This window comes from Pseudomonas sp. LBUM1648 (assembly GCF_059716145.1).
In genome coordinates this window covers 3,601,810-3,616,369 of record NZ_CP166808.1, presented here as the reverse complement: position 1 = coordinate 3,616,369, position 14,560 = coordinate 3,601,810, and the positions used below count along the sequence as shown (strand labels likewise).

The 14,560-nt window shown below is 58.6% G+C and carries 11 protein-coding genes; 5 read left to right on the top strand and 6 right to left on the bottom strand.

Annotated features, from left to right (window positions below; genetic code table 11):
• Positions 1 to 23: 23 nt before the first annotated feature.
• Positions 24 to 338, bottom strand: coding sequence for an SCP2 sterol-binding domain-containing protein (locus ACA043_RS16430; protein WP_103302367.1), 315 nt, complete (start codon positions 336 to 338; stop codon positions 24 to 26).
• A gap of 64 nt (positions 339 to 402) precedes the next feature.
• Positions 403 to 1,113, bottom strand: a complete 711-nt coding sequence (locus tag ACA043_RS16425) for a histidine phosphatase family protein (protein ID WP_497657421.1) — start codon at positions 1,111 to 1,113, stop codon at positions 403 to 405.
• Between the two features lie 204 nt (positions 1,114 to 1,317).
• Here ACA043_RS16425 and sohB point away from each other — a divergent pair, with 204 nt between their 5' ends.
• Entirely contained in the window at positions 1,318 to 2,349 is a 1,032-nt protein-coding gene (sohB, locus tag ACA043_RS16420) for a protease SohB (RefSeq protein ID WP_497614226.1), read from the top strand.
• A gap of 64 nt (positions 2,350 to 2,413) precedes the next feature.
• On the opposite strand, the gene ACA043_RS16415 is transcribed toward sohB, so the two are convergent.
• The gene (locus tag ACA043_RS16415) at positions 2,414 to 2,908 is read right to left on the bottom strand and encodes a DUF934 domain-containing protein (RefSeq protein ID WP_187679813.1); all 495 of its coding nucleotides are present in this window, start codon (positions 2,906 to 2,908) and stop codon (positions 2,414 to 2,416) included.
• Positions 2,892 to 4,550 (bottom strand): nitrite/sulfite reductase, encoded by a 1,659-nt coding sequence (locus ACA043_RS16410; protein ID WP_187679814.1) that lies wholly within the window; start codon positions 4,548 to 4,550, stop codon positions 2,892 to 2,894. The genes ACA043_RS16415 and ACA043_RS16410 overlap by 17 nt, the downstream gene beginning before the upstream one ends.
• Positions 4,551 to 5,073: 523 nt before the next feature.
• Between ACA043_RS16410 and ACA043_RS16405 the strand changes: the two genes are divergently transcribed.
• On the top strand, positions 5,074 to 6,147 hold the full coding sequence (locus tag ACA043_RS16405; protein ID WP_497657420.1) for an ABC transporter substrate-binding protein: 1,074 nt from the start codon (positions 5,074 to 5,076) through the stop codon (positions 6,145 to 6,147).
• Positions 6,148 to 6,153: 6 nt separating this feature from the next.
• On the opposite strand, the gene ACA043_RS16400 is transcribed toward ACA043_RS16405, so the two are convergent.
• Positions 6,154 to 6,372, bottom strand: a complete 219-nt coding sequence (locus ACA043_RS16400; RefSeq protein ID WP_401266795.1) for a DUF2970 domain-containing protein — start codon at positions 6,370 to 6,372, stop codon at positions 6,154 to 6,156.
• A 126-nt stretch (positions 6,373 to 6,498) separates the two neighbouring features.
• Positions 6,499 to 10,209 carry a methionine synthase gene (gene metH, locus ACA043_RS16395; protein ID WP_497657419.1) on the bottom strand — a complete coding sequence of 1,237 codons (3,711 nt, stop codon included), beginning with the start codon at positions 10,207 to 10,209 and terminating at the stop codon, positions 6,499 to 6,501.
• A 156-nt stretch (positions 10,210 to 10,365) separates the two neighbouring features.
• On the opposite strand from metH, the gene ACA043_RS16390 reads away from it, so the two are divergent.
• The 3 genes from ACA043_RS16390 (at position 10,366) to nfuA (ending at position 14,420) form a co-directional block, all read left to right on the top strand.
• Positions 10,366 to 12,648, top strand: a complete 2,283-nt coding sequence (locus tag ACA043_RS16390; RefSeq protein ID WP_497657418.1) for a fatty acid cis/trans isomerase — start codon at positions 10,366 to 10,368, stop codon at positions 12,646 to 12,648.
• 93 nt (positions 12,649 to 12,741) lie between these two features.
• Positions 12,742 to 13,743 (top strand): acyltransferase family protein, encoded by a 1,002-nt coding sequence (locus ACA043_RS16385; RefSeq protein WP_497657417.1) that lies wholly within the window; start codon positions 12,742 to 12,744, stop codon positions 13,741 to 13,743.
• A gap of 92 nt (positions 13,744 to 13,835) precedes the next feature.
• Positions 13,836 to 14,420, top strand: coding sequence for a Fe-S biogenesis protein NfuA (gene nfuA, locus ACA043_RS16380; protein WP_003225494.1), 585 nt, complete (start codon positions 13,836 to 13,838; stop codon positions 14,418 to 14,420).
• The last annotated feature ends 140 nt before the right edge of the window (positions 14,421 to 14,560 follow it).

Below are 14,560 nucleotides of genomic sequence, written 5' to 3'. Positions count from 1 at the left end.
TTGTTTGAAGCTGAACTGCAGTCTTACGAAGGGAACAGCTCGGACAGTTTCATGGCCAGCATCATGTCGCCTTCAGCGCGCAGTTTGCCGCCCATGAACGCTTGCATGCCGTCGGTCGAACCGTCGACGATGCCTTCCAGGGTTTCGCCGTCCATCACCAGAGTGACCTGTGCGTCCGGGTTCTCGCCTTCTTGCAGTTCACAGGTGCTGTCTTTGACGATCAGCGAGAAGTTTTTGGTCTCGTCGATGCGGAAACCGAAGACCAGATCCAGACCGGCAGCAGCGGCTGGGTTGAACTTGGCTTTCATTGCTTGTACGGCATCAGCTACGGAGGTCATGGTTCGATCCTTTCTTGGGTAATAAGAGCTGGTTGATTACAGCAAGGGTCACAGTAATCCGGACTCAGCGAAAAGTGATGAGTTCCGGGGCCTTCAACAGTTGCAGATGGGCATGACTGTTGAAGGAGGCCAACGCCACCTCGCGACCGCGGAATTTCAACTGGTTGAGCGAGGTGTTGACGATTTGCCAGTTCAGTTCAAAGGCCTGCTTGGCAGGCATTTGCGTAATCAGGTGGAGCAAAGCGGTGATGGTGCCGCCGGAAGTGAACACGGCGATCTTCTGTTTATCGCCGGCCTGTTCAAGAATTCGGTGCAATCCGGCCTGGACGCGTTCAACGAAACCCAGCCAGCTTTCCAGCCCCGGCGTGTCGTAGGTGCCGGCCAGCCAGCGTTCGATGATCAACGCGAAAATGCGCTGGAATTCACTGCGGTTTTGCGCGGCGTTGCGCAGGATATCGAGGGCTTCGGGTTCGTCCGCCAGCATCGCCGGGAGCAGGGCACGAATCACTGCGTCGGCATCGAACTCGTTGAAGGCGGCATCGGTTTCCAGGGTCGGTATCGACAGGCCTTTGGCGGTGAATTGCTCCAGCGCACTGGTGGCCGTGTGTTGCTGGCGGCGCAGATCACCTGCCAGGCAGCGATCGAAGCGGATCCCCAGTTCGGCGAGGTGTTGACCGAGGATTTCTGCCTGGCGCACACCGGTCGGCGACAGGACGTCATAGTCGTCTGCACCAAAGGAGGCCTGGCCATGTCGAATCAAGTAGATGCTGCCCACGTCCGCGTCATCCCGGTACGTTGAAGGTTTGGCGAGGTTATGAGGATGATGGAGAGCTGTCAATGAAAAAACATACGCTTGTTTGAAATGCCCGTTACAGGCGTGTTGCCAGAGGTTTCACGGCTGGCCGACGAGCCAGCGCATGGGTATGCTGGAGCCATCCCGCGTGTGTGTTACATCCACGCATCGTTTTAAGGAGTCTCTGTGGAGTTTTTGTCCGAATACGCCAGCTTCCTGGCCAAGACCGTCACTCTGGTGATCGCCATTCTGGTGGTGCTCGCCAGTTTTGCCGCATTGCGCAGCAAGGGTCGGCGCAAGTCGGCTGGCCAGTTGCAGGTCAGCAAGCTCAATGATTTCTATAAAGGCCTGCGTGAGCGCCTGGAGCAAACCCTGCTCGACAAGGATCAGCTCAAAGCCTTGCGCAAGAGCGAGGCCAAGGCCGAAAAAAGCGAGAAGAAACAGAAGAAAAAGCCTGAGGTTAAACCACGGGTGTTTGTGCTGGATTTCGACGGCGACATCAAAGCCTCGGCCACCGAGAGTCTGCGTCATGAGATCACTGCGCTGCTGACCCTCGCCACACCAAAGGACGAAGTCGTCCTGCGTCTGGAAAGCGGCGGTGGCATGGTGCACAGCTATGGACTGGCTTCGTCGCAACTGGCGCGAATCCGCGAAGCCGGCGTGCCGCTGACCGTGTGCATCGACAAGGTCGCGGCGAGCGGCGGCTACATGATGGCGTGCATCGGCGAAAAGATTATCAGCGCGCCGTTCGCGATTCTCGGCTCGATTGGCGTGGTCGCGCAATTGCCCAACGTCAACCGCTTGCTGAAAAAACACGACATCGATTTCGAAGTGCTGACCGCCGGTGAATACAAACGCACCCTGACCGTGTTTGGCGAAAATACCGAGAAAGGCCGCGAGAAATTCCAGGAAGACCTCGACATTACCCATCAACTGTTCAAGAACTTCGTTGCCCGCTACCGCCCGCAACTGGCTATCGATGACGTGGCGACCGGCGAAGTCTGGCTCGGCGTCGCGGCGCTGGACAAGCAATTGGTCGATGAACTCAAGACCAGCGATGAATACCTCGCACAGAAAGCCAAACAGGCCGAGGTTTATCACCTGCATTACGCCGAACGCAAAAGCCTGCAGGAACGCATTGGCATGGCGGCCAGCGGTTCGGTCGACCGCGTGCTGTTGAGTTGGTGGAGTCGTTTGACCCAGCAACGCTTCTGGTAAACAGTCAGGCATAAAAAACGCCGGTCAATGACCGGCGTTTTTTTGTGTCCAGTAAACCGCAGGCTTAGCGGCGACGGAACAGCGGCAGCGGTTCGTCAGTGGCGGCCTGATAGGTCACCGAGAAGTCCTTGAGACCCTCGAGGGCTTCATAGGGATCTTTGTCCGGACGTACGGCAAAGGCGTCGAAACCGCAGCGATGCATGTAGAACAGTTGGTCGCGCAGCACATCGCCAATCGCCCGCAGTTCACCTTTGAAACCGTAACGGTCACGCAGCAGACGCGCGTTGGAGTAGTTGCGGCCGTCGGTAAACGCCGGGAAGTTCAGCGCGATCACCTGGAAATCGGCGACGTCGTCACCAATCTCCTCGGCTTCTTCATCGGCGTCCAGCCATACGCCCAGGCCGCCGTCGCGGGCCTTGAGCATACGGCTATGTTCGCGCCACAACTGCAATGGCACGATCAGATCGTCACAGTTGCTGATCTCGTCGATGTTGAAATCCTTCGGCAGCAGATGCCAGGTTTCGTCGACGACTTCGTTGTTCTTAATGATTCGCTGCATAGACGCGTTCCTTGAAGAGGTCGATGCCAATACGCTGATAGGTGTCGATGAAGCGCTCGTCTTCGGTACGTTGTTCCACGTACACGTCGATCAGCTTCGAGATGACGTCAGGCATGGCTTCCTGAGCGAAGGACGGGCCGAGGATCTTGCCCAGACTCGCGTCACGGCTGGCGCTGCCGCCGAGGGACACCTGGTAGAACTCTTCGCCTTTCTTGTCCACCCCGAGGATGCCGATGTGGCCGACGTGGTGGTGACCACAGGCGTTCATGCAACCGGAGATGTTCAGGTCCAGTTCGCCGATGTCGAACAGATAGTCCAGGTCGTCGAAACGACGCTGGATCGATTCGGCAATCGGGATCGACTTGGCATTGGCCAGCGAGCAGAAATCACCGCCCGGGCAGCAGATGATGTCGGTCAGCAGGCCGATGTTCGGCGTGGCAAAACCGCCTTCACGCAGCTCGCCCCACAGGGTGAACAACTGGCTCTGCTCGACGTCAGCGAGAATGATGTTCTGCTCATGGGAGGTGCGCAGTTGACCGAAGCTGTAGCGGTCGGCCAGATCGGCGACGGCGTCAAGCTGCTTGTCGGTGATGTCGCCCGGCGCGACGCCAGTCGGTTTCAGCGACAGGGTCACGGCCACATAACCCGGCTTCTTGTGCGCCAGGGTATTGCGGGTGCGCCAGCGAGCGAAGCCTGGATGTTCTTTATCGAGATCGGCCAACTGGGTAGTCTGGTTTTCCAGCACCTTGTAGTCCGGGTCGACGAAGTGCTTGGCGACGCGATCCAGTTCGGCTTCGGTCAATGTGGTCTGGCCACCGCGCAGGTGTTCCATTTCCGCATCGACTTTTTGTGCAAACACTTCAGGCGTCAGTGCCTTGACGAGGATCTTGATCCGCGCCTTGTATTTGTTGTCGCGACGGCCGTAGCGGTTGTAGACCCGCAGGATCGCGTCGAGGTAGCTCAACAGGTCCTGCCACGGCAGGAACTCATTGATGAACGCGCCGACTACCGGGGTACGACCGAGGCCGCCGCCCACCAGCACGCGGAAACCCAGCTCGCCAGTTTCGTTGTGCACCGGCTCAAGGCCGATGTCGTGGACTTCGATGGCTGCACGGTCAGCGGTCGAACCGTTGACGGCGATCTTGAATTTACGCGGCAGGTAAGCGAATTCCGGGTGGAACGTGGTCCACTGACGGACGATTTCGCACCATGGGCGTGGGTCGATCACCTCGTCGGCGGCGACACCGGCGAACTGGTCAGTAGTGACGTTGCGCAGGCAGTTGCCACTGGTCTGGATCGCGTGCATCTGCACGGTGGCCAGTTCAGCGAGGATGTCCGGGATGTCTTCCACCGCCGGCCAGTTGAACTGCACGTTCTGCCGCGTACTGATGTGGGCGTAGCCCTTGTCGTAGTCACGGGCAATCTTGGCCATCATGCGGGTCTGACGCGAAGTCAGCTGGCCGTAAGGCACTGCCACACGCAACATCGGCGCAAAACGCTGGATGTACAGGCCATTTTGCAGGCGCAGGGGGCGGAACTCTTCTTCGCTCAGCTCACCTGCCAGATAGCGTCGGGTCTGATCACGGAACTGCTTGACGCGGTCCTCGATGATCCGCTGATCGTACTCGTCGTATACGTACATATAAGTCCTGTTCTCAGGCTTGGGCTACTCGGAAAACGCTGCGTTTTCGCTTGCTGGAGTCCGATTTTGCCTCTGCAATTCTGCGCGCACGGCCGCGCACTCACTAACGGAGCCGGGGCAATATACCCGTTTGCAGTTATGCGCAAAAGTGATGTTTGAGTATATGTAAAGAACCAAATCGCCTAACGAGAACGGTTATTAGCTAATCCACATTTGTCGTGCGGACAATCATCGTCTTAACTGTGGACGAGTCTTTCTGCAATCACCGATAAAACCGATAAGAGGCGATGCAATGAGCAATCCGACCAAAGCAAGGAAAAGCGATAGCAGCGTTGATGCCTGGGCAATTCTGTTCCTGATCATTCTGGTAGTAGGGACGGCGGTATTCTGGGTCAGTCATCAGTAAACGACCCGTCCGGGCCCGGCCCCGACGATTGTCGGACAAAAAACGGGATCAGGCGTCAATAGCCGGTGATTGAATGGCTATAATGCGCGGCCATTTTTCCTCGGGCCCGGATGCTTCATGTGCAAGTTTCTTCACCTCAGTCTGCTGCTGTTCGGCGCGTTTTTCACAACCTGCGCACGGGCGGAGTCGGTGCTGTTCCTCAATCCGGGCTCGACCCAGGAAGCCTTCTGGGTCAGCTATTCGCAATTCATGCAGGCGGCCGCTCGGGACCTGGGCATCGATCTACAAATCCTCTATTCACAGCGCCAGCCCGAACTGACGCTGGCTCAGGCCCGCGTTGCGTTGCAGGGGCCGAATCGTCCCGATTACCTGATATTCGTCAACGAACAGTATGTCGCGCCGCAGATTCTGCGTCTGGCCGATAACAGCGGGGTGAAGCTGTTCATGGTCAATGCCGCCCTGACGTCTGATCAGCAGGCTTTGGTGGGCGAACGCAGCGACCGGGTCGGCAGTCTGGTGCCGAACGACGAGGAGGGCGGGTATTTGATGATGAAGGAATTGATTCGTCTGCACCCGCCCGTGGCTCCGAATGAGCCTATCGAACTGCTCGCGTTTTCCGGGTTGAAGATCACCCCGTCTGCGCAGTTGCGGGAGCGCGGTATGCAGCGCGCGTTGGCCGAGCATCCGCAGGTGCGCTTGCGCCAATTGGTCTACAGCGGCTGGACGCAGCAACGTGCCTATGAACAGGCGAAACAGTTGTTCGCCCGCTATCCGAACGTGTCACTGGTGTGGTCGGCCAATGATGAAATGGCGTTTGGTGCGATGCGGGCGTTTTCCGAGACTGGCAAGAACCCAGGCAAAGATGCGTTATTCAGCGCGGTCAATTCCTCACCCGCAGCATTGCAGGCACTGATCGACGGCCGCTTGAGCGCGTTGCTGGGCGGACACTTCACCTTGGGTGGCTGGGCGCTGGTAGAGCTGCATGATCATGAGCAGGGCGTCGATCTGGAGCAGTACGGCGGTCGCGATCGTCAGTTGCCATTGATGCAACTGATCGACAAGGCTCACGCCCGGCGAATGCTGGCCATGGGGGTCTCGCCGAATTACGGCGTGAATTTCCGCAAGCTCTCGGCCAAGGGGCGCCCGGCCTCGTACCGCTATCCGTTCAGCTTGCAGACCCTGATGCACTGAAGCGCGTCAGACACCGGCGAAATGCACCACCAGTTTGACGATGGCAAATAGCGTCAAGGCAAACACCGCAGTGAACAGAATGCCCAACATCACGAAATGGCTGGGCTTGCCATGGGTGAAGTCCCTTGCCCGATTCTTTCCGCTCTGCACCCCGAACGCCGCCGCCATCACGCTGTGCAGCATCTGCCAGAAGCTCGGCGGTTTGTTGTCGACTGGATCGTCCATAAATCCCTCGTCTGCCGTGTGTGTCAGACAAGCATAGCCAACCCCTGAAAAAAAGATCGCAGCCTCCGGCAGCTCCTGCACTGGAATGAGTTCACCCTGCAGGAGCTGCCGAAGGCTGCGATCTTTTTAGTTGTCGTAACCCAGGTTCGGCGCCAACCACCGCTCGGTCACACTCAACTCCTGACCTTTGCGCGAGGTGTAACTCGCCACCTGATCCTTGTCGACCTTGCCCACGGCAAAGTACTGCGCCTGCGGGTGGGCGAAATACCAGCCGCTGACCGCTGCGGCCGGGAACATCGCGTAGTGTTCGGTGAGGAACACACCGCTGCGTCCGGCGCGCATTTCCTGTGCCTCGGGATCGAGCAGGGCAAACAACGCGGCTTTTTCGGTGTGATCCGGGCAGGCCGGGTAGCCTGGAGCAGGGCGGATGCCGCTGTATTGCTCTTTGATCAGCGCTTCGTTGTCGAGGGTTTCGTCCTTGGCATAACCCCAGTGCTCTTTACGCACCTGCTGGTGCAGCCACTCGGCGCAAGCTTCGGCCAAACGGTCGGCCAGAGCCTTGACCATGATCGAGTTGTAATCGTCGCCGGCGTCCTGATAGGCCTTGGCCACTTCTTCGGCGCCAATGCCGGCGGTGGTGATGAAGCCGCCGACATAGTCGGTCACTTCGCTGTCTTTTGGCGCTACAAAGTCGGCCAGCGAGAAGTTCGGCTTGCCGTCGGTCTTGATAATCTGCTGGCGCAGGTGATGCAGCTTGGCCAATGGCTTGCCGTCGTCACCGTACAGCTCGATATCGTCGTCATGCACCTGATTGGCCGGCCAGAAACCGAACACGGCGCGGGCACTGATCAGTTTCTCGTCGATCAGCTTGGCAAGCATCTCTTGCGCGTCCTTGTACAGCGAGGTGGCGGCTTCACCGACCACTTCGTCTTCGAGGATGCGCGGGAACTTGCCGGCCAGATCCCAGGAAATGAAGAACGGCGTCCAGTCGATGTATTCGGCCAACACCTTGAGATCAATGTTATCCAGCACCTTGCTGCCGGTGAACGTCGGTTTGACCGGCTCGTAAGTCGCCCAGTCGAACTGCGGCTTCTTGGCGATGGCGGCGGCGTAGCTCAGGCGCTCGGTACGGGCGCTGCGGTTGGCGGTGCGCTCGCGCACTTCGACGTATTCGGCACGGGTTCTTTCGACAAACCCGGCTTTCAATTCTTTCGACAGCAACTGCGTCGCCACGCCCACGGCGCGGGAGGCGTCGGTCACGTAGACCACCGCGTCGTTGCTGTACTTCGGCTCGATCTTCACGGCGGTGTGCGCCTTGGAAGTGGTCGCACCACCGATCATCAGCGGCAAATGGAAATCCTGACGTTGCATCTCGCGGGCCACGTGAACCATTTCATCCAGCGACGGCGTGATCAGGCCGGACAGGCCGATGATGTCGCATTTCTGCTCTTTGGCCACTTGCAGGATCTTCTCCGCCGGCACCATCACGCCGAGGTCGACGATGTCGTAGCCGTTGCAACCGAGCACCACGCCGACAATGTTCTTGCCGATGTCGTGCACGTCACCCTTTACGGTGGCCATGAGGATCTTGCCCTTGGCCTCCGGCTTGTCGCCTTTTTCCAGTTCGATGAACGGGATCAGGTGCGCTACGGCCTGTTTCATCACGCGGGCGGATTTCACCACTTGCGGCAGGAACATTTTGCCGGCGCCGAACAGGTCGCCGACGATGTTCATACCCGACATCAGCGGACCTTCGATCACCTCGATCGGACGGGTGAACGACTGGCGCGATTCTTCGGTGTCTTCGACGATGTGTGTGGTGATGCCCTTGACCAGCGCATGCTCCAGGCGCTTGTTGACGTCCCAGTTGCGCCACTCCTCGGTCTCGGCTTCCTTGACGCTGCCGTCGCCCTTGTACTTGTCGGCGATGGCGAGGAGGGCGTCGGTGCCGTTCGGGGTGCGGTTGAGCACCACGTCTTCGACGGCGTCGCGCAGCTCCACAGGGATCTGGTCATAGATTTCCAGCTGCCCGGCGTTGACGATACCCATGGTCAGGCCGGCGCGGATCGCATACAGCAGAAACACCGAGTGAATCGCTTCACGCACCGGGTTGTTGCCTCGGAACGAGAACGACACGTTGGACACGCCGCCGGAGGTCAGCGCATACGGCAGTTCGTCGCGGATGTAGGCGCAGGCATTGATGAAGTCCACAGCGTAGTTGTTGTGTTCTTCGATGCCGGTGGCCACGGCGAAGATGTTCGGGTCGAAGATGATGTCTTCCGGCGGGAAGCCGACTTCATTGACCAGAATGTCGTAGGAGCGTTTGCAGATCTCTTTCTTGCGCGCTTCGGTGTCGGCCTGACCCGCTTCGTCGAACGCCATCACCACCACGGCGGCGCCGTAGCGCTTGCACAGCTTGGCGTGATGGATGAACTGCTCGACGCCTTCCTTCATGCTGATCGAGTTGACGATGCCCTTGCCCTGAATGCACTTGAGGCCGGCTTCGATCACTTCCCATTTCGAGGAGTCGATCATGATCGGTACGCGGGAGATGTCCGGCTCACCGGCAATCAGATTGAGGAAGGTCACCATGGCCTTCTTCGAATCGAGCATCCCTTCGTCCATGTTGATGTCGATCACCTGCGCGCCAGCCTCGACCTGTTGCAGGGCGACTTCCAGCGCTTCGGTGTAGTTGTCTTCACGGATCAGACGGGCGAATTTGGCGGAACCGGTGATGTTGGTGCGCTCGCCGACGTTGACGAACAACGAGCTGCGATCGATGGTAAACGGCTCCAGACCCGACAGGCGGCATGCCTTGGGAATGTCCGGAATCTGTCGCGGCGCATAACCGGCCACGGCTTTGGCGATGGCTTCGATGTGCCCCGGCGTGGTGCCGCAGCAACCGCCGACAATATTGAGGAAGCCGCTTTGAGCGAACTCTTCGATGACCATGGCGGTTTGCGACGGCAGTTCGTCGTACTCACCGAATTCGTTCGGCAGGCCGGCGTTCGGGTGCGCGGAAACGTGGGTGCTGGCCTTGTTCGACAGCTCTTCGAGGTACGGACGCAACTCACTGGCGCCCAGCGCGCAGTTGAGACCGACCGAAATCGGCTTGGCGTGCGCCACGGAGTTCCAGAACGCTTCGGTGGTCTGGCCCGACAGCGTACGGCCGGAGGCGTCAGTAATGGTGCCGGAAATCATGATCGGCAGTTCGATGTGCAGCTCTTCGAACACGCCTTGCACCGCGAAGATGGCTGCTTTGGCGTTGAGGGTGTCGAAAATGGTTTCGATCAGGATCAGGTCGGCGCCGCCCTCGATCAGACCTTTGGTGGCTTCGGTGTAGTTTTCCACCAGCTCATCAAAGGTGACGTTGCGGTAGCCGGGGTTGTTGACGTCAGGCGACAGCGAGCAGGTTCGGCTGGTCGGGCCGAGCACGCCGGCGACGAAACGCGGCTTGTCCGGGTTCTCGGCGGTCTTGGCATCGGCGATCTTGCGTGCCAGGCGCGCGCCTTCTACGTTGAGTTCGTAAGCCAGTTCTTCCATGCCGTAGTCGGCCATGGAAATGCGCGTGGCGTTGAAGGTGTTGGTTTCCAGAATGTCGGCGCCGGCATCCAGGTAAGCTTTTTCGATGCCACCGATCACGTCCGGACGGGTGATCACCAAGAGGTCGTTGTTGCCTTTGACGTCACTCGGCCAGTCCGCAAAGCGTTTGCCGCGATAATCCTGCTCTTCGAGCTTGTAGCTCTGGATCATCGTGCCCATACCGCCGTCGAGTATCAGGATGCGCTCTTTGAGGGCTTGCTTGAGAGCTTGAAGGCGGACACTGCGATCGGACATGTGGACTACTCGGAAAGACCATTACGAAGGAGCGGGATCATAACAAACCTGTGCGCTTTTAGAGCATGCAGGGGTTTTTCATGAATATCGCTCATGTTGGTACGAACGTCATACTGTAGAATCGCGGCGTTTTTCTTCAGGATCGGGATCAAGGGCATGTCGTACCGCGTCATCAGCATTGTGTTGCTGTTTTTAAGCTGGGGCGCCGTTGCGCAAGAGCCCACGATCTCTTATAGCCGCGATATCCAACCGATATTCACCGAGAAGTGCGTTGCTTGCCATGCGTGCTACGACTCCGCTTGTCAGCTCAATCTGGGCAGTGGCGAAGGGGTGGGCCGTGGCGCAAGCAAGATGCCGGTCTACGACGGCGAGCGCACTGAGGCGGCGCCGACTACCCGATTGTTTTACGACGCCTTCGGCAAACGTGCCTGGCAGCAGAAAGGCTTCTATTCGGTGCTCGATGCCCAGGGCAGTCAGGCCGCGCTGATGGCGCGCATGTTGGAGCTGGGGCACAAAACTCCTTTGACGCCCAACGCCAAATTGCCGGAAGACATTGTGCTCGGCCTCAATCGTGAAAACATGTGTGCAATGCCCGCCGAGTTTGACGGCTATGCCGGTGCTCACCCGAAAGAGGGCATGCCGCTGGCCGTGACCGGGCTGACCAATCAGCAATACCAGACCCTGCAACGCTGGCTGGCGTCCGGCGCGCCGATTGACGAACAAGGCCTGGCGCCGAGCGCCAAAGAGGCGATGCAAATCGTCCAATGGGAAAACCTGCTCAACACTCCCGGCGCCCGACAAAGTCTGGTCGGGCGCTGGTTGTTCGAACACTGGTATCTCGCGCACATCTATTTCAAGGATGGCGAGCCGGGGCATTACTTTCAGTGGGTGCGATCGCGCACGCCGACCGGTCAGCCGATCGACCTGATCGCCACCCGTCGCCCCAACGATGATCCGGGGACGCAGGTGTATTACCGCTTGTGGCCGGTGCAAGGGGTGATCGTGCACAAAACCCACATCACTTATCCGCTGAGCGCGGCGAAGATGGCGCGGGTCAAAAGCCTGTTCTACAGCGGCAACTGGCAAGTCAGCGCCTTGCCGGGCTATGGGCCACAGAGCCGGGCCAATCCGTTTGCCACGTTTGAGGCGATTCCGGCGCAGGCGCGCTATCAGTTCATGCTCGATAACGCCGAATACTTCGTCCGCACGTTTATTCGCGGTCCGGTGTGCCGTGGCCAGATCGCCACCGACGTGATCCGCGATAACTTCTGGGCGCTGTTCCAGGCGCCGGAGCATGACCTCTATATCACCGACCCGAACTATCGCGGCCAGGCCACACCGTTGCTGGCGATGCCCGGGCAGAACGACGATGTCGGCAGCGTCCTGGGCTTGTGGCGCAATTACCGTGACAAACGTAACGAATACGAAGCCCTGCGCCGCGACAGCTATGCCGATTTGCCGGCGCCGAGCTGGTCGACCCTGTGGGCCGGCAACGACAACGCGCTGCTGAGCATTTTTCGTCACTTCGACAGCGCCTCGGTGACCAAAGGCTTGATCGGCGAGGTGCCGCAAACCATGTGGCTGTTTGACTATCCGCTGCTGGAGCGCACTTATTACCAGTTGGCGGTCAACTTCGATGTGTTCGGCAACGTCTCACATCAGGCGCAAACACGCCTGTATTTCGACCTGATCCGCAACGGCGCCGAGCAGAACTTCCTGCGCCTGATGCCAGCCGACTCCCGCGAGGACTACCTCGACGATTGGTATCAGAGCGGCGGCCAGTTCAAGATGTGGCTCGATTACGAAGCCATCGACGACGACAAGCCGACCGGGCTGAAACTGGATGAGAAGAACCCGAAATACGATTTCGCCATGCAATTGTTGTCTCGCTATGGCGATCTCAATGCCCGGCCTGATCCGATCAACCGTTGCGACGGCGCCTACTGCTCGCGGCCAAATATCGACCCTGCGCTGCAAAATGCCGAACAAGCGCTGAGTCGGCTGGCATCGCGTCCGGCCGCTGGCCTGAAGGTTATCGAACAGTTACCGGAAGCGACGATGTTGCGCATCGAGACTGCCAGCGGCAAACGCGAGGTCTACAGCCTGTTGCGCAATCGCGCGCACAGCAACGTGGCGTTTTTGCTTGGTGAGTCGCTGCGGTATCAGCCAGGTTTGGACACCTTGACCATTTATCCCGGCGTGCTGAGCAGCTATCCGAACTTCATGTTCAACATTCCCGCAGACCAGGTCTCTGAGTTTGTCGATGCGATGGAAAACGCCAAGGACGCCAATCGTTTCGAGAAAATCGTCGAGCGCTGGGGAATTCGGCGCAGTCATCCGCAATTCTGGTTCTATTTCCACGATCTGAGCCAATCCATGCACGAGACCGAACCGGTGGAAGAGGGTGTGCTGGACATGAACCGCTATGAGAATCTTTGATCGATTAAGGTGCGCGGGCAGTCCCAACTTCTTGAGGCGCCCGTAGCCCCTACAAAGTGGTCAATTATAAAGTTTTGCAATGGAGGGCCGTCGATGTTGATTTCAGTGCAAGCGCTGCGCGCACTGGCCGCCTGGATGGTGGTGGGGCATCACGTCATGCAGATTTTCTATAACTTCGAGCCTGATGGGCCAGTAGGTCGAGTGTTTGTCGACCAAGGGGCGGCGGGCGTCGATATATTTTTCGTCATCAGTGGCCTGGTGATGTATTTGTCGACGGCGGACAAAGACCTGACACCCAGGCAATTCATGACAATGCGGTTGATGCGTATCGCGCCGGCTTACTGGTTTTACACGCTCCTGGCGGCACTGTTGCTGATGGTAATTCCGGAGGCGTTCCCCGATGAACGGCTGGGCTGGACGAATTTTCTGTTGTCGCTGTTGTTCGTCGCCAGCGAAAACCCCGGCGGCTTCGGTGTTTACCCGACGTTGAACGTCGGATGGACGCTGAACTTCGAAATGCTTTTTTACCTGCTGTTTGCCGGCGCATTGCTGTTCCCGCTCAATGCGCGGATAGCAGTGGTCGCGTTTCTGTTGTTATGCGTTTGCTATGGGCTGACCGCCTTGGGCTGGATCAGTGAGTTTTACCATTCGGAACTGGTCTTCGAGTTTTTGCTGGGAATGGGCGTTGGCATGCTTTATCACCGCGGCTGGATCAGGCCGGGTCTTTGGCTGCCGATTCTGGCAATCGCCATGGCACTGCTGGCGATCTATTACTGGTTCGGCGAATCGCAGGTATTGGCCTGGGGCGTTCCGGGTGCAGTGCTGGTGACGGCGGCGCTGTCCCTTGAGCGCTTTGCCAAAAACAGTCGGCTGCTCAAAGCGTTGGGCGACTGCTCCTATTCCGTCTATCTACTGCATACGCTGGTGTTGATGCTTGGGCATTATCTGGCACAGCGTCACTCGCTCAACCCGCACGGGGTGATCGCGGTTTGTCTGGTGCTGATCGCCGGCGGCAGCTGGGCCAGTTACCGCTGGATCGAAAGGGCCGGATATCGGCACTTGCAGCATTGGCGTGAGCGACCGTCGCCAGCCTGATGCGTCTGGTTCGCTTTCCTGACAAAAATACTGGGACTTTGTCCGGCGCGCCGATTGGCGTAAACTCCGCCACAAGCCTGCGAGGAGTTTCCATGACCGCTATTACCATTACCGACGCCGCCCACGATTACCTGGCCGATCTGCTCTCCAAGCAGAACACCCCGGGTATCGGTATCCGCGTCTTCATCACCCAGCCTGGCACCCAGTACGCCGAAACCTGCATTGCCTACTGCAAGCCGGGCGAAGAAAAACCTGAAGACACCGCGCTGGGGCTGAAAAGCTTCACCGCTTATATCGATTCGTTCAGCGAAGCATTCCTGGATGACGCGGTAGTCGACTACGCCACTGATCGCATGGGCGGCCAGCTGACCATCAAGGCGCCAAACGCCAAAGTACCGATGGTCAACGCCGACAGCCCGGTCAACGAGCGCATCAATTACTACCTGCAAACCGAAATCAACCCGGGGCTGGCCAGCCACGGCGGTCAGGTCAGCCTGATCGATGTGGTTGAAGACGGCATTGCCGTGCTGCAGTTCGGCGGCGGTTGCCAAGGCTGCGGTCAGGCCGACGTGACGTTGAAGGAAGGCATCGAGCGCACATTGCTCGAGCGTATTCCTGAGCTCAAGGGCGTTCGCGATGTGACCGACCACACGCAGAAAGAAAACGCCTACTACTAAGTAAGGTGTTCACTGCGAACATAAAAAACGGCGCCCCGTGAGCGCCGTTTTTTGTGCCTGCGATTAATGAGTGACTAATGACTTTGTGGCGAGGGGATTTATCCCCGATCGGGTGCGAAGCAGCCGCAAAACTGGAACTG

Bases quoted from the DNA above. Each gene is read 5' to 3' on its own strand.
- ACA043_RS16430 (WP_103302367.1), bottom strand. From the start codon at position 338: ATGACCTCCGTAGCTGATGCCGTACAAGCAATGAAAGCCAAGTTCAAC.
- nfuA (WP_003225494.1), top strand. From the start codon at position 13,836: ATGACCGCTATTACCATTACCGACGCCGCCCACGATTACCTGGCCGAT.
- ACA043_RS16385 (WP_497657417.1), top strand. From the start codon at position 12,742: ATGTTGATTTCAGTGCAAGCGCTGCGCGCACTGGCCGCCTGGATGGTG.
- ACA043_RS16415 (WP_187679813.1), bottom strand. From the start codon at position 2,908: ATGCAGCGAATCATTAAGAACAACGAAGTCGTCGACGAAACCTGGCAT.
- metH (WP_497657419.1), bottom strand. From the start codon at position 10,209: ATGTCCGATCGCAGTGTCCGCCTTCAAGCTCTCAAGCAAGCCCTCAAA.
- ACA043_RS16410 (WP_187679814.1), bottom strand. From the start codon at position 4,550: ATGTACGTATACGACGAGTACGATCAGCGGATCATCGAGGACCGCGTC.
- ACA043_RS16405 (WP_497657420.1), top strand. From the start codon at position 5,074: ATGTGCAAGTTTCTTCACCTCAGTCTGCTGCTGTTCGGCGCGTTTTTC.
- ACA043_RS16390 (WP_497657418.1), top strand. From the start codon at position 10,366: ATGTCGTACCGCGTCATCAGCATTGTGTTGCTGTTTTTAAGCTGGGGC.
- ACA043_RS16400 (WP_401266795.1), bottom strand. From the start codon at position 6,372: ATGGACGATCCAGTCGACAACAAACCGCCGAGCTTCTGGCAGATGCTG.